20 protein-coding genes and 1 pseudogene are annotated in these 16,787 nt (G+C 71.1%); 14 read left to right on the top strand and 7 right to left on the bottom strand.

All coding sequences use genetic code 11. From position 1 onward, the window contains the following. The first annotated feature begins 19 nt into the window (after positions 1–19). From D0Z08_RS13870 to D0Z08_RS13880, 3 genes are all read left to right on the top strand, one after another. Positions 20–427 carry a winged helix-turn-helix transcriptional regulator gene (locus D0Z08_RS13870; protein WP_182481294.1) on the top strand — a complete coding sequence of 136 codons (408 nt, stop codon included), beginning with the start codon at positions 20–22 and terminating at the stop codon, positions 425–427. 8 nt (positions 428–435) lie between these two features. Then, positions 436–999, top strand: a complete 564-nt coding sequence (locus D0Z08_RS13875; RefSeq protein ID WP_118925837.1) for a dihydrofolate reductase family protein — start codon at positions 436–438, stop codon at positions 997–999. 102 nt (positions 1,000–1,101) lie between these two features. After that, positions 1,102–1,836: an SDR family NAD(P)-dependent oxidoreductase gene (locus D0Z08_RS13880; RefSeq protein ID WP_118925838.1), complete on the top strand. Its 735-nt coding sequence runs from the start codon at positions 1,102–1,104 to the stop codon at positions 1,834–1,836. Between the two features lie 23 nt (positions 1,837–1,859). Here D0Z08_RS13880 and D0Z08_RS13885 read toward each other — a convergent pair whose 3' ends face one another. Together D0Z08_RS13885 and D0Z08_RS13890 are read right to left on the bottom strand one after the other, a co-directional pair. Next, on the bottom strand, positions 1,860–2,507 hold the full coding sequence (locus tag D0Z08_RS13885) for a VOC family protein (RefSeq protein ID WP_118925839.1): 648 nt from the start codon (positions 2,505–2,507) through the stop codon (positions 1,860–1,862). A gap of 39 nt (positions 2,508–2,546) precedes the next feature. After that, positions 2,547–3,173 carry a M15 family metallopeptidase gene (locus D0Z08_RS13890; protein WP_118925840.1) on the bottom strand — a complete coding sequence of 209 codons (627 nt, stop codon included), beginning with the start codon at positions 3,171–3,173 and terminating at the stop codon, positions 2,547–2,549. Between the two features lie 87 nt (positions 3,174–3,260). Here D0Z08_RS13890 and D0Z08_RS13895 point away from each other — a divergent pair. Both D0Z08_RS13895 and D0Z08_RS13900 read left to right on the top strand, forming a co-directional pair. Then, positions 3,261–3,952: pseudogene (locus D0Z08_RS13895) on the top strand (response regulator transcription factor). 10 nt (positions 3,953–3,962) lie between these two features. Further along, positions 3,963–5,033, top strand: coding sequence for a sensor histidine kinase (locus D0Z08_RS13900; protein ID WP_281271735.1), 1,071 nt, complete (start codon positions 3,963–3,965; stop codon positions 5,031–5,033). Here D0Z08_RS13900 and D0Z08_RS13905 read toward each other — a convergent pair. Beyond that, positions 5,030–5,674 carry an MmyB family transcriptional regulator gene (locus D0Z08_RS13905; RefSeq protein ID WP_220454174.1) on the bottom strand — a complete coding sequence of 215 codons (645 nt, stop codon included), beginning with the start codon at positions 5,672–5,674 and terminating at the stop codon, positions 5,030–5,032. The two genes, D0Z08_RS13900 and D0Z08_RS13905, sit on opposite strands and share 4 nt — an antisense overlap. Before the next feature lie 299 nt (positions 5,675–5,973). On the opposite strand from D0Z08_RS13905, the gene D0Z08_RS13910 reads away from it, so the two are divergent. After that, positions 5,974–6,576 carry an NADPH-dependent FMN reductase gene (locus tag D0Z08_RS13910; RefSeq protein WP_118925841.1) on the top strand — a complete coding sequence of 201 codons (603 nt, stop codon included), beginning with the start codon at positions 5,974–5,976 and terminating at the stop codon, positions 6,574–6,576. Between the two features lie 412 nt (positions 6,577–6,988). On the opposite strand, the gene D0Z08_RS13915 is transcribed toward D0Z08_RS13910, so the two are convergent. Then, positions 6,989–7,462 carry a carboxymuconolactone decarboxylase family protein gene (locus D0Z08_RS13915; protein WP_245993943.1) on the bottom strand — a complete coding sequence of 158 codons (474 nt, stop codon included), beginning with the start codon at positions 7,460–7,462 and terminating at the stop codon, positions 6,989–6,991. 154 nt (positions 7,463–7,616) lie between these two features. Between D0Z08_RS13915 and D0Z08_RS13920 the strand changes: the two genes are divergently transcribed. The 4 genes from D0Z08_RS13920 (at position 7,617) to D0Z08_RS13935 (ending at position 10,887) form a co-directional block, all read left to right on the top strand. Beyond that, positions 7,617–8,510, top strand: coding sequence for a sigma-70 family RNA polymerase sigma factor (locus D0Z08_RS13920; RefSeq protein WP_118925842.1), 894 nt, complete (start codon positions 7,617–7,619; stop codon positions 8,508–8,510). A gap of 32 nt (positions 8,511–8,542) precedes the next feature. Then, positions 8,543–9,394 (top strand): hypothetical protein, encoded by an 852-nt coding sequence (locus tag D0Z08_RS13925; RefSeq protein ID WP_118925843.1) that lies wholly within the window; start codon positions 8,543–8,545, stop codon positions 9,392–9,394. A gap of 109 nt (positions 9,395–9,503) precedes the next feature. After that, positions 9,504–10,028 carry a SigE family RNA polymerase sigma factor gene (locus D0Z08_RS13930; RefSeq protein ID WP_118925844.1) on the top strand — a complete coding sequence of 175 codons (525 nt, stop codon included), beginning with the start codon at positions 9,504–9,506 and terminating at the stop codon, positions 10,026–10,028. Further along, positions 10,015–10,887 (top strand): hypothetical protein, encoded by an 873-nt coding sequence (locus tag D0Z08_RS13935; protein WP_118925845.1) that lies wholly within the window; start codon positions 10,015–10,017, stop codon positions 10,885–10,887. Before D0Z08_RS13930 ends, D0Z08_RS13935 begins: the two co-directional genes overlap by 14 nt. Before the next feature lie 86 nt (positions 10,888–10,973). On the opposite strand, the gene D0Z08_RS13940 is transcribed toward D0Z08_RS13935, so the two are convergent. After that, complete coding sequence (locus tag D0Z08_RS13940) at positions 10,974–12,548, bottom strand: peroxidase family protein (RefSeq protein ID WP_118925846.1); 1,575 nt, start codon at positions 12,546–12,548, stop codon at positions 10,974–10,976. An 84-nt stretch (positions 12,549–12,632) separates the two neighbouring features. Between D0Z08_RS13940 and D0Z08_RS13945 the strand changes: the two genes are divergently transcribed. Together D0Z08_RS13945 and D0Z08_RS13950 are read left to right on the top strand one after the other, a co-directional pair. Beyond that, positions 12,633–13,250, top strand: a complete 618-nt coding sequence (locus D0Z08_RS13945) for a serine hydrolase domain-containing protein (protein ID WP_118925847.1) — start codon at positions 12,633–12,635, stop codon at positions 13,248–13,250. Positions 13,251–13,310: 60 nt separating this feature from the next. Beyond that, the gene (locus D0Z08_RS13950) at positions 13,311–13,679 is read left to right on the top strand and encodes a VOC family protein (protein WP_118925848.1); all 369 of its coding nucleotides are present in this window, start codon (positions 13,311–13,313) and stop codon (positions 13,677–13,679) included. Here the strand turns inward: D0Z08_RS13950 and D0Z08_RS13955 are convergent. Then, positions 13,676–14,272: a DinB family protein gene (locus tag D0Z08_RS13955; RefSeq protein WP_118925849.1), complete on the bottom strand. Its 597-nt coding sequence runs from the start codon at positions 14,270–14,272 to the stop codon at positions 13,676–13,678. The genes D0Z08_RS13950 and D0Z08_RS13955 overlap by 4 nt on opposite strands. A 25-nt stretch (positions 14,273–14,297) precedes the next feature. Further along, entirely contained in the window at positions 14,298–14,666 is a 369-nt protein-coding gene (locus D0Z08_RS13960; RefSeq protein WP_118925850.1) for a YciI family protein, read from the bottom strand. Between the two features lie 144 nt (positions 14,667–14,810). Here D0Z08_RS13960 and D0Z08_RS13965 point away from each other — a divergent pair, with 144 nt between their 5' ends. Together D0Z08_RS13965 and frdA are read left to right on the top strand one after the other, a co-directional pair. Further along, positions 14,811–15,038, top strand: a complete 228-nt coding sequence (locus D0Z08_RS13965) for a hypothetical protein (RefSeq protein WP_118925851.1) — start codon at positions 14,811–14,813, stop codon at positions 15,036–15,038. Then, on the top strand, positions 15,031–16,785 hold the full coding sequence (gene frdA, locus D0Z08_RS13970; protein ID WP_245993944.1) for a fumarate reductase (quinol) flavoprotein subunit: 1,755 nt from the start codon (positions 15,031–15,033) through the stop codon (positions 16,783–16,785). The genes D0Z08_RS13965 and frdA overlap by 8 nt, the downstream gene beginning before the upstream one ends. Positions 16,786–16,787: the final 2 nt, after the last annotated feature.

Raw genomic sequence — 16,787 nt, forward strand, 5'->3', positions numbered from 1 at the left:
ATCCGAACGAAAGCGACCCATGGACAAGAAGGCACCTTCAGGTAACCCCCCGACGTCGCGCTCCAACCCGCTGCCCGGCTGCCCGATGGCTGCGGCGTTCGCGGCGGTCGGCGGGAAGTGGAAGCTGACCCTGATCTACTGGCTGGCCCATGGCGAGTCGCACTTCGCCGGTCTCCGTCGCCGTGCCGCGCCGATCACGCCCAAGGTGCTCGCTCAGCAGCTGCGCGAGCTGGAGGCGGACGGACTGGTCGAGCGGACGGAGACCGGACCGGTGCCGGCGCCGGTCATCTACCGCCTGACGCCGTACGGCGAAACGGTGCTGCCGGTGGTGGAGAGCGTCCGGCTGTGGGGCGAGGCCCACCTCGAGCGCACCCACGGGCAGGTCGCACCGAGCGACCGGATGTCCTGCGGTCGAGCGGTCGCCTAGGGCTTCTGATGCGCAACGTGACCTACTCGATGACCGTGTCGCTCGACGGCTACATCGTCGGACCGGACGGTGGCTTCGACTGGGGGGCGCCCGAGGAGGAGGTCTTCCGCCTCGCCACCCACGAGGTGCGCGGGGCCGGCGTCCACCTGTTGGGGCGACGTCTGTACGAGACGATGCTCTACTGGGAGACCGCCGAGCAGAACCCGATCCTCGACTTCTCGACGGTCGAGTTCGCCGCGATCTGGAAGGCGCTCCCGAAGGTGGTGTTCTCCACCACGTTGTCGGAGGTGCAGGGCAATGCTCGCCTGGCGTCGGGCAGCCTGGTGGAGGAGATCGAGCGCCTGCGAGCCGAACCGGCTGAGAGCGACATCGCGATCGGCGGGGCGACCCTCGCCGCCGAGGCGGCCGCGTCGGGCCTGATCGACGAGTACCGGATCCGGGTCTACCCACTCCTGGTCGGCGGCGGCATCCCGTTCTTCCCCCAGAGCGAGCGCCGGGTGGACCTCGACCTCGTCGAGACCCGTACCGTCGGCTCGCGAGTCGCCTACCTCCGCTACCGCGTGAAGCGCTAGCGCGCACCGCCCAACGCCTGGACCGATTTCCGCCAGAACCTTCGGCTGAAAGGCGGTGAACTGTTCGGTGTCAGCAACCGCATCGAACGGAAGGCCGCACCCATGAAGGTCGCCCTTGTCACCGGAGCCAGCCGCGGAATCGGCCAGGCCACAGCCCGACGGCTCGCACGGGACTGCGGGCACGTCATCGTCGCCGCCCGGGACGTCAGCACGGCCGAGGAGACGGCAGACCGGCTCCGGCGCGAAGGGCTTTCCGCTTCGGCGCTGCAGCTCGACGTCACCGATGACACCAGCGTGCGCGCCGCGGCCGAGGAGGTGGCAGCGTCGTACGGACACCTCGACGTGCTCGTCAACAACGCCGGCGTCCTTCCCGAGGCCACCCATCCCGAGCCGGCGGAGGCCGTCGACCTGGCCATGTTCCGGAGGACCTTCGACACCAACCTGTTCGGCGCCGTCGCCGTGCTCGAGGCGTTCCTGCCGCTGCTCCGGAAGAGCGAGTCAGGCCGGATCGTGAACGTCAGCTCGACGATGGGCTCCCTCGCCGATCAGACCAACCACGATTCGCCGTACTACGAGCTGGCGGTGCCGGCCTACCAGTCGTCCAAGGCCGCGTTGAACAACGTGACCATCGCGCTCGCCAAGGCGCTCGCCGATACGCCCATCAAGGTCACGTCGGTCTGTCCGGGGTGGGTGCAGACGGACCTGGCACCGGGCAACCGCGAGCAGGCACCGCTGACCAGTGACCAGGCTGCTGACGTGGTCCATCGGGCGGCCACGCTGCCCGACGACGCCGTCTCGGGAACCTTCGTCGACGCCGCCGGCACTGTGCCCTGGTGACGCCCTCCCCGATGGGGACGGGGTCAGGCCGGTGCCGGCAGGACGCAGAACTCGTTGCCCGAGGCGTCGACGTACGACCGCCACGGCAGCGTGCCCCAGTCGTGGACGAGCTCGCTACCGCCGCGCTCGACGATCCCGCGGGCGACCTGGTCGGGGTCGTCGCCGCGCTCGAGCCGGACGTCGAGGTGCCGCCGGTTCTTGCCGGGACCCTTCGGCTCCGCCTCGCGATGGAGCTCGAGCACCGGTCCGCGCCGGGAGGGGTGGCGCAGGCTGACCGGAGCCGTGCCCGGCACCGGTGTCCAGCCGGTCAGCCACTCCCAGAGCGCGCCGTCACGGTCGGGGTCGGCGGAGTCGAGCCGCAGCGCCACGAGCGGGCCGGTGTCGGCGTACTCCTCCTGCTCCACCGCGACCAAGACGGGGTTGCCCTCCGTGTCGGCGAGCGCCTGCGGAGCCGCGGACTGGGCGAGGACGAGGTGGAGCCGGAGTGGCTCCGACGGCGGGTCGGGCACCGGCTGGAAGCACAGGTCGAGAACCGGCCCGTCCGGGTGGTGGAGCCGGGTCTCGAAGCCGGCCGGCTCGTCGGTCAGTGTCTCCGTGTCGAGAGCCGCCTCCCAGAACCGGCCGAGCTGGTTCGGGTCGAGCGCGTCGAAGACGACGTTCTCCAGGAACATGCCAGCACCTTAGGCACCGCCACCAACACCCGCGAGCGATTACTGCTGCATCCTCGGGTCCTCCGTGGGGTCGGCGTAGCGGGGCGGGCACCCGTCCTCGACGGCGTCGGGTCGCAGCTCGTAGTGCCAGGGCTCGTTGTCGTAGATCTGGCACAGCCCGTACGCGGCGCCGTACTCCGACAGCCACGCCGTGGCCGCCGAGGGCCCGAGGTCGATGGCGTCCCCCGACACGTGTGCCGACGTCTCCGGGGACGCGACCCACCGGGCGGCCTCCTCCTCCGACCCGTACTCCGAGACCGCCTCCCGGAGCAGCTGCTCCTGGTAGTCCGCGGAGCGCCAGCCGCTGTTGACGACGAGCTGGACCCCGATGGTCGCGGCGTCCGCCGCAGCCTCGCGAACGGCGTCGAGGAGCGCGGGGTCGAGGTTGGCCACGGCCGGGACGTCGTCGTCGAAGACCGAGGTGCCGTCGGGTACGGCGCCGTCGGCCTCGCCGAGCGCACCGCCGTGCTCCCCGCGCAGGAAGTCGAGGGGTGATGCGGACGTCGAGGACGTCGTCGTCGACTGCCAGGTGAGGACGCCGACAACAGCGGCGCCGACGACAAGGGCAGCGAGGACGGTCGATCGGGTACGGCGAACTCGGGTCGGTGCTGGTTCGCGGTAGGACATGCCCGCAGTCAAGAAGGGATCGTGTTGCCGGCACGTATGACGATTTCGATACGCCGGCGATATGCGCCAGGTCGCTAGCGTCGGCGCATGCGTGTGTTGATCGTCGAGGACGAGCCCTACCTGGCGGAGGCCATCCGCGACGGCTGCGGCTGGAGGCGATCGCCTCGGACATCGCCGGTGACGGCGACACCGCGCTGGAGCTGCTGAGCATCAACGCCTACGACCTGGCCGTCCTCGACCGCGACATTCCCGGACCCAGCGGTGACGAGGTCGCCCAGCGGATCGTCGCCTCCGGGAGCGGCATGCCGATCCTGATGCTGACCGCGGCCGACCGGCTCGACGACAAGGCGTCGGGTTTCGGGCTCGGGGCCGACGACTACCTGACGAAGCCGTTCGAGCTCCGGGAGCTGGTGCTGCGGCTCAGAGCACTCGACCGCAGGCGTGCCCACAACCGGCCGCCCGTGCGGGAGATCGCGGGTCTGCGGCTGGACCCGTTCCGCAGGGAGGTCTACCGCGACGGCCAGTACGTCGCGCTCACCCGCAAGCAGTTCGCCGTGCTCGAGGTGCTCGTCGGTGCGGACGGCGGCGTCGTCAGTGCCGAGGAGCTCCTCGAGCGGGCCTGGGACGAGAACGCCGACCCGTTCACGAACGCCGTGCGGATCACCGTCTCCGCCCTGCGCAAACGGCTCGGTGAACCCTGGGTCATCGCCACGGTTCCCGGCGTCGGCTACCGCATCGATGACCAACCGACCGCCCGCGAAGGGGACGGCCGTGGATAGGGCGCCCGGCTTGAGCGTTCGCCTCAAGCTCACCCTCAGCTATGCCGGCTTCCTCATGGTCGCGAGCGCCCTGCTGCTCGCCGCGGTGTGGGTGTTCCTCCTGCGCTACGTGCCCGACGGCACCAACACGCCGGGGATGTTCGGACCCAGCCGTTCCGACCTCGAGCGTGCCTTCGTCCCGAAGGCGGCGGCGGGGTTGGCGTTCCTGCTGGTGTTCGGCCTCGTGGGCGGGTGGATGCTCGCCGGCCGGATGCTCGCACCCCTGACGCGGATCACCCACGCCACCCGCCTCGCCACCAACGGCTCGCTCTCGCACCGCATCGACCTGGAAGGCCGCAAGGACGAGTTCCGCGAGCTCGCCGACGCCTTCGACACCATGCTCGCCAAGCTCGAAGCACAGGTCGCCGAGCAGCAGCGGTTCGCCGCCAACGCCTCCCACGAGCTGCGCACCCCACTGGCGATCACGCAGACCCTCCTCGACGTCGCCCGCAACGACCCGGACGGCGACACCCGCGAGCTCGTCGACCGCCTGCACCACGTCAACACCCGAGCGATCGACCTGACGGAGGCACTGCTCCTGCTCAGCCGCGCCGACCGACGGTCGTTCATCCGGGAGGCGGTCGACCTGTCCCTGATGGCGGAAGAGGCTACGGAGACGCTGCTCCCGCTGGCAGAGGAACGCGGCGTCACCATCGAGACCTCCGGCGACATCACCCCCACCATCGGCTCCGACACGCTCCTGCTGCAGCTGACGACGAACCTCGTCCACAACGCGATCGTCCACAACCTGCCCGACCAGGGCACCGTGTGGGTCACGACCGGTGTGCACGAAAGAACCGCCGTGCTCTCGGTCGAGAACACGGGCCGGGCGCTCTCCCCGCAGCTGATCTCCACGCTCGTGGAGCCGTTCCAGCGTGGCGGCAACCGCACCCGCAGCGAGCACACCGGGGTCGGCCTCGGGCTGGCGATCGTCAAGAGCATCACCGAGGCACACGGCGGGACCCTCACCCTCGCTCCGCGCCCCTCCGGCGGACTCCGGGTCGACGTGCGGCTGCCCGCCGTACCACCGCGGGCTGGCTAGAGCGAGACTCGGCGCAGACCGCCGGGGAGCATGCCGACGAGCCGGTCGAGCGCGGCTTGGGCAACGCCGTCCTCCGGGAGCAGGACGACGAGGGTCAGCCCGTCGCCGGCCAGCAGCACCTGCGGTGCCATCCGGACCAGGCCGACCTCGGGGTGCACGACGGCGCGCAGGCCGAGGTCGGGCGTGCCCGTCGGCCGGCTCTCCCACCGCGACGTGAACTCCGCGCCGAGCGTCGCCGAGAGCTCCTCCACGGTGGCTCCTGTGTCGGGTCCGCTGTGCAGGTGCAGCCAGGTCACCAGCGCATCCGCCAGCACCGCCCAGTCGGCGACCGCGTCACGAGCGCGGCTGTCGGTGAACGCGTAGCGGACCAGCTCGGGCTGCTCTCCGTCGAGGATGCCGAGAGGCTGCGCCAGCCGGTCGAACGCGTCGGTCCACGCGATCAGCTCGGTACGCCGTCCGACAAGTACGGCGGGCGTCGGCTCGAGCCGGTCCAGCAGCGCCACCAGGCCGGGTGGCACCTCCTGCTCGCCGGCACAGCCGGCGGCACAGACCAGCTCGGTGCCCTGGCTGAGCGCCACCAGGTGGTGGAGGTGCAGCCGGTCGTCGGCGTCGAGCCGGAGCGCATCGGCGATCGCGGCCACCACCTGCGTCGAAGGACGCCGGTCGCGGCCCTGCTCGAGCCCGGGTCAGGTACTCGACACTGATGCCGGACAGCGTCGCCAGCTCCGAGCGACGGAGCCCGGGCGTCCGGCGCCGTTCGCCCCGCGGCAGGCCGACGGCCTCGGGTTGCACCGCCTCCCGACGGGCCCGCAGGAAGCTGCCCAGCTCACCTTCGATCACCCCGCCATTCTCCACCGCCGGCAAGGCGACAGCGTGGCCCTGCGGGGGCCACCCTCAGCACGGCCTCCCCGTCGTCGACGAAGCGCGCCAGGTTGGTGCCATGACCAACGAACACAGCAACCTCCGGATCGCGATCATCGTCGGCAGCACCCGACCCGGCCGGCGCGGCGCCGACGTGGCCACCTGGGTGCATGAGGCCGCCGCTCGCCGTACGGACGCGACGTACGAGGTCGTCGACCTCGCCGACCACCCGCTCCCGCACCTCGACGAGGCGATGCCGCCGATCCTCGGGGCCTACGCCGAGCCGCACACCCGCGCGTGGGCGGCGACCATCGCGTCGTACGACGCGTTCATCGTCGTCACGCCGGAGTACAACCACTCCGTCCCCGGCGTCCTGAAGAACGCCATCGACTACCTGTTCGCGGAGTGGAACCACAAGGCCGCCGGCGTGGTCGCCTACGGCGCCGAGAACGGCTCCCGCGCAGCGGAGCACCTCCGCCAGATCTTCGGTGAGCTCAAGGTGCCGGTCGTGCGGCAGTACGTCGGCCTGTCGCTCTACCTCGACTTCGAGGACTTCGAGCGACTTGCTCCCCGCCCACAGCACGCCGGCAACCTCGAGACGCTCTTCGACGAGGTGAACCTCTGGGGCCACGCGCTCCGGCAGGTGCGCGCCGACCGGGTGGTGGCCGCAACGCCCGGGTAGTCGCGGAGCCGGTTCACTGGCCGGGTGGTGGGGGTGCTCCCTCGGCGTTGTTACTGGTCACAGCACCGCGGTAGCGACCGAAACTCCGTTGTAGCCGGTCGACTACCGCGCGGCCGCCTCGACCAGGATGCCGGCCAGGCACTCTCGTGCGCCGCGATGCCTCCGCGCGCCCTCGACGAGGCGCGCGCGACGCGGACGTCGACGCGACCTGCGCCGACGCCGAACAGCTCGGCGGCACGGTGGTCAGCAAGCACCTCGACCCGGTCCGGGAGCGCCGGCGTTCGCCTACCTCCGGGACCCGTCCGGCAACCAGTTCGGCGTCTTCAGCCCGCCGGCGGCCTGATGGCACGAGCAGCCAACAACACGTCCCCGCCGGAGTCCTCCGGCGGGGACGAGGCTCGGGCGCTCGACGTCAGGCCTGCTTCCAGCTCGGCTGGTCGGCGCGCTCCCGCACCGTGACGTTGATCCGGTTGAACAGGTTGATGGTCGAGATCTGGAGGATCAGCGCCGAGACCTGCTTCTCGTCGTAGTGCTTCGTCACCTCGCGCCAGAGCTCGTCGGGGACGGCGTCGTGGCTGTCGGCGAGGCGGGTGAGGGCGTCGGTCAGCGCGAGCGCGGCCCGCTCCGCCTCGTCGAAGTACGGCGACTCGCCCCAGGCGCTGACGCCGACGATCCGGTCGACGGACTCGCCGGAATTCTGCAACGTCTCGAGGTGGCTCTGGACGCAGGCGCTGCAGCCGTTGAGCTGGCTCGCACGCAGCGCCACCAGCTCGAGGGTGGCCACGGGCAGGCCGCCCTTGGAGACGGCGGCCATCAGGTGGCCGATGCCCTTGAAGGAGTCGGGCAGGATCTGGGCGGGGTTGGCCATGCGCGGCTCGACGTTCATCTCGTTCTCCTCAGGTTGTCGTTTGTTGCTCTCGACCTCCCTGACCCGCACGGAGATCGAGGTGTGACCGGCTGGACCAGAAAATCCCGGATGGTCACATCAAGCGCCCGGCCCGGGTCATCACGGTGACCCACCCCGACCGAAAGGGAACGACGTGAACGACGACCTCGCCCTGGCCGCGCGCTTCGAGGAGCACCGCCGGCACCTGCACGCCGTCGCCTACCGGGTGCTCGGCTCCGCGACCGACGCGGAGGACGCCGTCCAGGAGGCGTGGCTGCGGCTGCACCGCACCGACGCGGCGGAGATCGACAACCTGGGCGGCTGGCTGACCACGGTGGTCGGCAGGATCGCGCTGAACACGCTGCGCTCCCGCTCGACGCGGCGCGAGGACTCCCTCGAGGAGCGGATCGAGCGGCTGCCCGACCCGGTCGTCACCCTCGACGACGGCTCGCAGCCGGAGGACCAGGCACTGCTGGCCGACTCGGTCGGGCTCGCGCTGCTCGCCGTACTGGACCAGCTGTCGCCGGCCGAGCGGCTCGCGTTCGTGCTCCACGACCTGTTCGCGGTGCCGTTCGAGGAGATCGCGCCGGTCGTCGACCGGTCCGCCGCGGCCACCCGTCAGCTCGCGAGCCGGGCCCGCCGCCGGATCCGTGGCACCGGGCTGTCCCCGACCGACAGCGCCGCCCGCCAGCGGGAGATCGTCGACGCGTTCTTCGCCGCCGCGCACGGCGGCGACTTCTCCCGCCTGGTCAGCATCCTCGACCCGGAGGTCGTGCTCCGCTCCGACCTGGGGGTGCTGCGCGGCGGCGTCGTGGAGTACGACGGCGCCGAGACCGTCGCTCGCAACGCCCTCATGTTCGCCAGCCCCGACCGCATCGTCCACCCCGCGCTCGTCGACGGCCGGGCCGGAGTCGTCATCACCCTCCACGGCGAGCTCTTCAGCGTCATGGCGTTCACGGTGGCCGGCGGGCGGATCGTCGAGATCGAGGTGCACGCCGACCCCGAGCAGCTGGCGCGCGTGGCGCCCTCGCTCCCTTCGGTCGGGTAGCCGCTGCAGTCGGCGGGACTAGCCTGCGGTTGATGGCCTACGCCTCCGCCCGCGACCTGGCCGACCAGTGGGTCGCCCGGGCCGCCGACGACCCCATCGCCCGGAGGCAGCTGATGATCCGTCTCTACAACGGCCCGCGGGGCGCAGGGCCGACGCACCTTCCCTTCCGGCGGGCGGCGCTGGCGTTCCTCGACTGGCAGGTCCGACGAGGGGTCCTGGCGCCGGGGACGGGCAGCCCGTGGTGGCGGGCGATGAACGCGTCGCTCCTGCACGACGGCTGCGAGGCGTTCGCGATCAGCGCAGGCGTGGCCGGGGAGCCGAGCACGAGCGCCGTCGCCGCCGCGCTCGACTTCATCCACCGCCCCGACGCGGTGACCTGGTATCGCGCACACAACCTCAGCATCGTCGGCGCCTACCTGGCGCACCGCGACCTGGCCGAGACCGAGAACCGGGTCGAGCGGTTCTTCCTCAACCTGGTCCTGCTCCGCGTCCTCTACGCGCACGCGATGGTCGCGCATCCCCGTCTCGCGCTCGGCCGGCTGGCGTTCCTCGCGCCGCGGCTGGGCGATCCGCGGCTCGGCATGACCAGCGTCTTCCTGTCGCTGTCGCGGACCCTGCCGGACTCCTACCCGCTCGCCGGCGGGCTCGAGGCCTACGTCCGCCGCGAGCACACCGTCGGACGGGTTCTCGACATCGGGGTGATCCAGCCACGGATGCGTGCGGTCTACGACTGGGCCGCCGTCGAGCTCGACGAGCCGCGTGTCGCATCCTTGCTGAGCGACACCGGGATCCCGTCGTACGCCTGGGACCCCGCGGATGCCGAGCACTGGCAGCCGGCCCCCACCCGGCTGGCGCGGCTGGCCCGGTGGGCGGTGCCATCGTGAGCTACGACGTGCACCGCGTCGACCTGGTGCGAGCTCACTGAGCGGAAGTCGGTTGAGACCACTCCGCGGGTCGCGCACGTCTTTATGGTGAACCGACGGAGGAGGACCATTGCGACGCAGCGCGCGCGACGACGCGGAGTTCACGGAGTTCGTGGCCGCACGGTCCGACCAGCTCTACCGCAGCGCCTACCTGCTCACCACGACGCCGCACGCCGCCGAGGACCTGCTGCAGACCACCCTCACCAAGGCGTACGTCGGATGGCGCCGGCTGCGCGCGGCGGACGACCCGGTCGGCTACGCCCACGGCATCCTGGTGAAGTCGTTCCTCAGCGAGCGACGGCTGCGGCGCAGCGGGGAGCTGCCGGTCGCGGAGACCCCCGAGCCGCCGCCGCGGGAGGCGACGGACCTCGTCGAGCGGCTGACCCTGATGGCGGCGCTCGCCGAGCTGGCGCCTCTCGACCGGGCTGCCGTCGTGCTGCGCTACTGGAACGACCAGAGCGTCTCCGCGACCGCCGCCGACCTCGGCCTCACCGAGGCCGCCGTCAAGAACCGCTGCCTGCGCGGGCTGCGCCAGCTGCGCGACCTGCTCGGCACCGACGCACCACTTCGAGGAGAAGACCATGCTCGACACTGACGACACGATCGGCCTGCGCGACCGGATGCAGCGCGCCGTCGGCGGGCTCCACGCCCCCGACGTGATGAGCCAGGTCCTGGCGGCCGGTCACCGGCACCGCAGCCAGCGGCGGATCAAGTACGCCGCCGGCGGGGTGGCTGCCGTCGCAGCCGCGGGCGCGATCGGGTATCCGCTGACGCAGGGCACCCCGAGGGAGTCCGGCGACCCCGACAGGGCGCCCGGCTACGCGACCGATCCCAGCTCCTCGGAGCAGGTCTCACCCAGCACCCCGGCGACGGACGAGAACGGGTGCCCCGTGCGTCCGGACGGCTGGTGGAACATGCCCGGCGACCAGATCCCTACGACGCTGGCCGGGCTGCTGCCCGAAGGCGTGACCATCGGCTGGTCCGAGGACACGTCGGCCGGCGCCTGGAGCGGCAACCTGGCCGAGACGGGAGACCGGGACTTCGTGGGGGTGTCGCTGCTGCCGCCTCCGGGCCAGGGCAACGCGCCCGAGCCTCGCGAGGACGGGGGCTCCATCACGTTGTGCGGCACCTGGGAGCCCGCGCAGAAGGTCGAGCCGTGCGCTCCCGGGGAGGCCTGCGAGGAGATCCGGGACGACGCCGGCGCCCTGGTCGGGGTCGTCAGGGAGAAGACCGAGTCGACGATCGAGAACGGCGTCGAGGTGCCGACGGACAAGTCGTACTTCCTGGCGACGCTGGTCGGCCCCGGCGGCGGTCACGTCGAGATCTACGCCGCCGAGGGCACCCGCGACGACCGGCCGGACACGGTGCACGACCCCGCCGACCAGCCGCCGTTCACCATGGACGAGGTCGTCGAGCTCGTGACGAACCCGGTGTGGACCAGCTACGACGGCTGAGGGCTCGCGCCCACCTGGGTCGTGTTCGTCAGGAATCGAGAAGCAGTCGGTCGGATGCTCGACAGCATCGTCGGCTGAGCCTCGCGTCAGTCGCCCAGCGGAGCCAGCAGCGCCAGCTTGTTCTCGAACGCGAAGACCAGCAGGTCGGCCATCCGGAACCGGTCGGCCACCGGCCCGATCCGCGGCCGCCACGCGCTGTTGCGGACGATCGAGTTCCGGCTGCCCTCCATCGCCCGGTGGAAGGTCTCGGCGACCAGGCGGCCGCCGACCCCGGTGAGCCGGCCGTTGTTGAGCTCGGCCTCGCGGAGCACGTAGAACCAGAGCGGTGTGTCGGTGAGGAACGCGGACAGCTGCGCGGGGGTGAGGTCCGAGAGGTCGGCGCCGTTCAGGCCGTCGCGGATCTGGTCCGTGGTGAGCTTGGTGAGCTGCACGCCACGAGCGGTCATGAGATCCGCCATCTGCTGACCACTGGCGAGGTGGAGCATCGCCGCCCGGGTGAGGTTGCGGAACGCGAGGTTCGCACGCATCGTCCCGGCGTCGCCGTCGACACCGCCGAACGAGCCGAGCGGCAGGTTGGCGAGCGGGTCGACCAGCGCGGTGTCGATGCGCCGGGCGTGGTTGAACTCCCCGGCGGGCGGGTCGAGGTCCGGACGGTCGATCTGCTTGAAGCGGTAGAGGCGCCGCCAGTCGGCGATCCAGTTGCTGGGCAGGGTCGGGGACCCGCCCAGGGTCCCGCTGGTCCGCGAGAAGTCGAACAGGAAGAACAACGACCCGGCGCCGTCCGGGAACTCCGCGTTCCAGTCGTAGGCCTCCCGGATCATCGAGTGCCCCAGCCGGAACGCACCCACGGAGAACTCCACCGGCATCGTGGGCATCGAGAGCGGGTCGGCCCCGACCTCGAACACCTTCCGGCCGTCGGTGAACACGTCCGAGACGATCGCGGGATCGACGATCCGCGGCAGGTAGTCGGTCTTCAACATCCACTGGTAGTGGAGTACGACGACCCGGCGCGCCTTCGTGAACCGAGCGGCGGCCGGCACCGACGAAGGCAGCTTGTCGACGACCCGGTTGTGGAACCGGATGAACGCGGCGTGGTGCTGCGCCACGGCGAGGTTCTCGTCGTTGCGCAGGTCGGGGATGTTCGCGCGTCGGGGCCGGGTGCCCGTCCCGACCCGGGGGACGTCGAAGCCGGCGCGGGCGATCAGGTTGTCGATCCTCGTCGTGGTGCCCACCTTGAGGCGGGTCCGGTCGTCCTCGTAGAACCGCTGCGAGACCTCGTCGTCGGGACCGAAGCCGTAGAGGCTGTCGAGGTCGAGGGTCGGTGACCGGCCCTGGAGCAGGTCGGCCGGCGAGATGTCCTCGCCGAACGCCACCGTGGTGGCGTCGAAGGTCAGGTCGTGGTCGACGAACTGGCCGAGGTAGGTGTAGCCGGCCGGGATCCGCCCGTCCCGCTGCCGCCCGCCCGACATCGCCCGGGCCACCTTGCTCCGGACCTTGGCGTCGAGGCGCTTGCCGCGCGGCCCGACCCGCGAGAACCGGAACGGTGGTGCCGCCTCCGCGGCGGTCGCGGCGCGGTGGGTCTCGTACGACCCCTCACCCTCGATGACGTAGAGCTCTCGCCCATGGGCCTGCTCCCTCGCGGCCCCGGCCTGGTCCGGCATGTCGTGCTCCTCCCGATACGGATGTCGTTGCCTGGTACGACGCGCGCACCCACCGCCAGGTTGCTGCGAACCTAGAGTCGGGACATGACCGTGACCTTGGCCCGGCTCCTCGCCGCCGCCGTGGGGCTGCTCGCCGCGATCGTCGAGATCGCGTCCGGCACCGACTACGAGCGCTACCTGGCCGACCACCTGTTCGAGCCGGCCGGCATGGCGGACACCGGCTACGTCCTGCCGGACTGGTCGGCCGACCAGGTCGCCATCGAGTACGACGAGCGCGGGGCCGCCCAGGGCCGCCCGTTCGAGCATCCGTGGGCTGACGACGGGCCGTACTGGAACCTCCGCGGCAACGGGGGGATCCTCTCGACCGCCCACGACCTGTTCCGCTGGTACGACGCGCTCGACAGTGGCGTGGTGCTCGACGCGGACGCCACCGAGCAGTTCTTCGAGCCGCGGGTCCGCGAGGAGCCGGGCGGCGACGCGTACGCCGCCTACGGCTGGGTGGTGCAGGAGACCAGCCTCGGCCCCGTCCGGTGGCACAACGGCGGCAACGGCTGGTCGTACGGCGAGATCACCCTGGTCCCCGACGACGGGCTGATGACGTTCTGGGTCAGCAACCGGGCGTTCGGGGAAGGCTGGAACCTCGAGCGGAGCGGAGCGCGCATCACCCAGGGCCTGGTGGAGTGGCTGCTCGCGCAGGACTGATCCGGCGGGCGTCGCACCAAACCGGTTGAGGCGCCGTTGCCAGCGGCCTAGCGTCGACGGATGCCCGTCCAGCTGTACGCGCTCAGCTTCGACGCCCACGACCCCGAGCGCCTCGCGGGGTTCTGGTCCGGGCTCCTCGGCTGGGAGACCGTGGCCGAGCCCGACGGCGGCTTCGCCCTGCTGCCGGCCGACGACACCGGGTTCCGCATCGAGTTCTACCCGAGCGAGGAGCCGATGGTCGTCCCGAACCAGATCCACTTCGACCTGACCAGCAACCTCGAGGACCAGCAGGCGATCGTGGCGCGAGCGCTCCGGCTCGGTGGCCGGCACATCGACGTCGGCCAGCCCGGAGGAGGAGCACGTCGTCCTCGCCGACCCCGACGGCAACGAGTTCTGCGTGCTGACGCCCCGCTGATCCCGCACCTCTAGTCGGTACGGCGGAAGGCGCGGGCCGCCGCCTCGACCCGGGCCCGGTGCTCCGCCCAACCCGCGTTGTCGCGGTGGGCCACCATCCCGTCGCCCGGCGCCTGGCCGATCGCGCCGTCGATGAGCTCCCGGACGATGTCGACGTGCCCGGCGTGCCGAGCCGTCTCGACGCTCATGTGGACGAGGATCCGGTGCAGCGTCACGCTGCGCCGGCCCTCCGACCACCACGGCACCTCGCCCGGGGCGTCCAGCGCCAGCTCGGTGATCGTCGCGTCCGCTGCGTCGGCTGCGAACCGGTAGAGGTCGACGATGTCCTCCCGGGCCTCCTCCGGGGTGGCGAAGAAGTCCGCGTCCGGCTCGGCGCCGTCAGCGAACCACGGCAGGTCGCGCCCGCGCGGCCGGCCGAACACGACCGTGAAGTAGTCGAGACCCACGCTCGCCACGTGCTTGACCACGCCCAGCAGGTTGGTGCCGGTCGGCGTGAGCGGCCGGCGTACGTCGTACTCCTCCAGGCCGTCGAGCTTGCTCAACAGGCCGTCCCGTTCCTCGCGGAGGTAGCGGTGCAGGACCTGCTTCTGCCCGTCTGCTGCGTCCATACGCCCGACTGTGCCACGCGCCGGCTCACTCCTCGGGGCGCTCCTGGAGTGCGCGCACCTCGACCCGGCTCTGCAGCGCGGCGGAGGCCTGCTTGGCCCACTCGACGGCGGCCTCGTTGCTCGCGGCCTCGACGATCCAGAAGCCGCCCAGGTACTCCTTGGCCTCGACGAACGGGCCGTCGGTGAGGACGGGGGCGTCGCCGGTGTTGTCGACCGTCGTGGCGGTCGACGGCGGGTTGAGGCCGCCGGCGAAGACCCAGGCGCCCTGCTCCTGGAGGTCGGTGTTGAACTGGTCGACCGCCTCGAACACTGCCTGCAGCTCGGTGGGGTCCATCTCCGCCATGGTCGGCTCCTCGGCGGAGTCGTGCGGGAGGCTGAGGAAGTACTGCGTCATTGGTCTCTCCTTGGTTCTGGCCTGCCCTTGTTGGCAGCGCTCACCCGATCTACGAACAGTCGGAGCCCGATACGACAACGCTCGACAATTTGCCTTCGACGGAGCACTCTGACAACTGACAGCCCCACGCGTCGGAGGTGCGTTGTGACGACAACCGTCAGCCGCTTCGAGACCGGGCTCGCGCCATGTGGCAAGAAGCGCGACGGTGAGAGCGTGATGACCGAGGACCACCAGGGTCTCTTCACCGAGGATCGCCGCTACTCCTGCGGGTGCCGGACCACGAAGGAGGAGTACCACGACGGCAGCGTCCATTTCATGGTGGTGAACCACCACGGGAAGGTGCTTCTGGACGAGGAGCTGCGGGGTGAGTGACGGCCTGATACGCGCCGCCCACGACGTACTCATCGTGGGCGGCGGCGGAGCAGGCCTGCGAGCGGCGATCGCGATCGCCGAGACGAACCCGCAGCTCGACGTGGCTGTGATCTCCAAGGTGTACCCGATGCGCAGCCACACGGTGTCCGCCGAGGGAGGCGCGGCCGGCGTCATCGCCGACGACGACAGCATCGACGAGCACATCTACGACACCATCTCCGGCAGCGACTGGCTCGGCGACCAGGACGCGATCGAGGCCTTCGTCAACGAGGCGCCCCGCGAGCTGCTGCAGCTCGAGCACTGGGGCTGCCCCTGGAGCCGGCAGCCGAACGGCCACGTCGCGGTCCGCGCGTTCGGCGGCATGAAGAAGAAGCGCACCTGGTTCGCAGCCGACAAGACCGGCTTCCACATGCTGCACTCGCTGTTCCAGACGACCTTGAAGTACCGCGAGGTCACCCGGCACGACGAGTGGTTCGTCACCAAGCTGCTGGTCGATGACGGTCGCGTGCACGGGGTCGTCGCCGTCGACCTGTTCAGCGGGAAGATCCAGGCGATCACCGCCAAGTCGGTCGTCCTGTGCACCGGTGGCTGCGGCAAGGTCTTCCCGTTCACGACGAACGCCAACATCAACACCGGCGACGGGATGTCGCTCGCCTACCGCGCGGGCGCGCCGCTCAAGGACATGGAGTTCGTCCAGTACCACCCGACCGGACTGCCGTTCACGGGCATCCTGATCACCGAGGCAACGCGGGCCGAGGGCGGCTGGCTGCTGAACAAGGACGGCTACCGCTACCTCCAGGACTACGACCTCGGCAAGCCCACCCCAACACCGGAGCTGCGCAGCATGGAGCTCGGCCCTCGCGACCGGCTATCGCAGGCCTTCGTCCACGAGGTCGAGAAGGGCCGTACGGCGGACTCCCCGTGGGGTCCGATCGTCCACCTCGACCTGCGTCACCTCGGCGCGGACCTCATCGACACCAAGCTCCCCTTCGTGCGCGAGCTGTGCCTGAAGTACGAGCGGATCGACCCGGTGCACGAGCTGATCCCGGTCCGGCCCGTCGTGCACTACATGATGGGCGGCGTCCACACCGACATCGACGGGGCGACGCCGCTCGCCGGTCTGTACGCCGCCGGCGAGACCGCCTGCGTCAGCATCAACGGCGCCAACCGGCTCGGGTCCAACTCGTTGCCGGAGTGCCTGGTCTTCGGCGCTCGCGCCGGCAGGGCGGCAGCGGAGTTCGCCACCACCGCGGGTCCGGTGCCGGCTGCGATCGAGGCGCAGGCCGCCGACGAGGTACGCCGCCTCGAACGGGACCTGCTGGGCAAGGACTCGGAGGGCGAGAGCACCTCGGCGATCCGGGACGAGATGCAGGCGACGATGGAGGACGCGGCCGGCATCTACCGGACCGGACCTGCCATCGCCAAGGGCCTGGACACGCTCCGTGAGCTGCAGGAGCGGATCGGGAAGGTCGGGATCGCGGACACGAGCCGGTCGTTCAACACCGAGCTGCTCGCCGCCCTGGAGCTGGCCAACATGCTCGACATCGGCGAGTGCATGCTCCAGTCGGCGCTGCAGCGCGAGGAGTCCCGAGGCGCGCACCAGCGGACGGACTTCCCGGACCGTGACGACCAGCGCTTCCTGACCCACCAGCTGGTCCACCGCAATGACGACGGGACGCCGCGCGTCGAGTCCCTGCCGGTGACCATCACCCGCTGGCCACCGGGCGAGCGGGTCTACGGGAGGTAGCC

The organism is Nocardioides immobilis (assembly GCF_003515065.1).
Lineage (GTDB): Bacteria > Actinomycetota > Actinomycetes > Propionibacteriales > Nocardioidaceae > Nocardioides > Nocardioides immobilis.

Excerpts from the sequence above, each read along its gene's own strand:
- D0Z08_RS13955 (WP_118925849.1), bottom strand. The coding sequence starts at position 14,272 with ATGGACGCAGCAGACGGGCAGAAGCAGGTCCTGCACCGCTACCTCCGC.
- D0Z08_RS13950 (WP_118925848.1), top strand. The coding sequence starts at position 13,311 with ATGCCCGTCCAGCTGTACGCGCTCAGCTTCGACGCCCACGACCCCGAG.
- D0Z08_RS13885 (WP_118925839.1), bottom strand. The coding sequence starts at position 2,507 with ATGTTCCTGGAGAACGTCGTCTTCGACGCGCTCGACCCGAACCAGCTC.
- D0Z08_RS13925 (WP_118925843.1), top strand. The coding sequence starts at position 8,543 with ATGGCCTACGCCTCCGCCCGCGACCTGGCCGACCAGTGGGTCGCCCGG.
- D0Z08_RS13870 (WP_182481294.1), top strand. The coding sequence starts at position 20 with ATGGACAAGAAGGCACCTTCAGGTAACCCCCCGACGTCGCGCTCCAAC.
- D0Z08_RS13890 (WP_118925840.1), bottom strand. The coding sequence starts at position 3,173 with ATGTCCTACCGCGAACCAGCACCGACCCGAGTTCGCCGTACCCGATCG.
- D0Z08_RS13935 (WP_118925845.1), top strand. The coding sequence starts at position 10,015 with ATGCTCGACACTGACGACACGATCGGCCTGCGCGACCGGATGCAGCGC.
- D0Z08_RS13945 (WP_118925847.1), top strand. The coding sequence starts at position 12,633 with ATGACCGTGACCTTGGCCCGGCTCCTCGCCGCCGCCGTGGGGCTGCTC.
- D0Z08_RS13940 (WP_118925846.1), bottom strand. The coding sequence starts at position 12,548 with ATGCCGGACCAGGCCGGGGCCGCGAGGGAGCAGGCCCATGGGCGAGAG.
- D0Z08_RS13960 (WP_118925850.1), bottom strand. The coding sequence starts at position 14,666 with ATGACGCAGTACTTCCTCAGCCTCCCGCACGACTCCGCCGAGGAGCCG.
- D0Z08_RS13880 (WP_118925838.1), top strand. The coding sequence starts at position 1,102 with ATGAAGGTCGCCCTTGTCACCGGAGCCAGCCGCGGAATCGGCCAGGCC.
- D0Z08_RS13915 (WP_245993943.1), bottom strand. The coding sequence starts at position 7,462 with ATGAACGTCGAGCCGCGCATGGCCAACCCCGCCCAGATCCTGCCCGAC.
- D0Z08_RS13910 (WP_118925841.1), top strand. The coding sequence starts at position 5,974 with ATGACCAACGAACACAGCAACCTCCGGATCGCGATCATCGTCGGCAGC.
- D0Z08_RS13875 (WP_118925837.1), top strand. The coding sequence starts at position 436 with ATGCGCAACGTGACCTACTCGATGACCGTGTCGCTCGACGGCTACATC.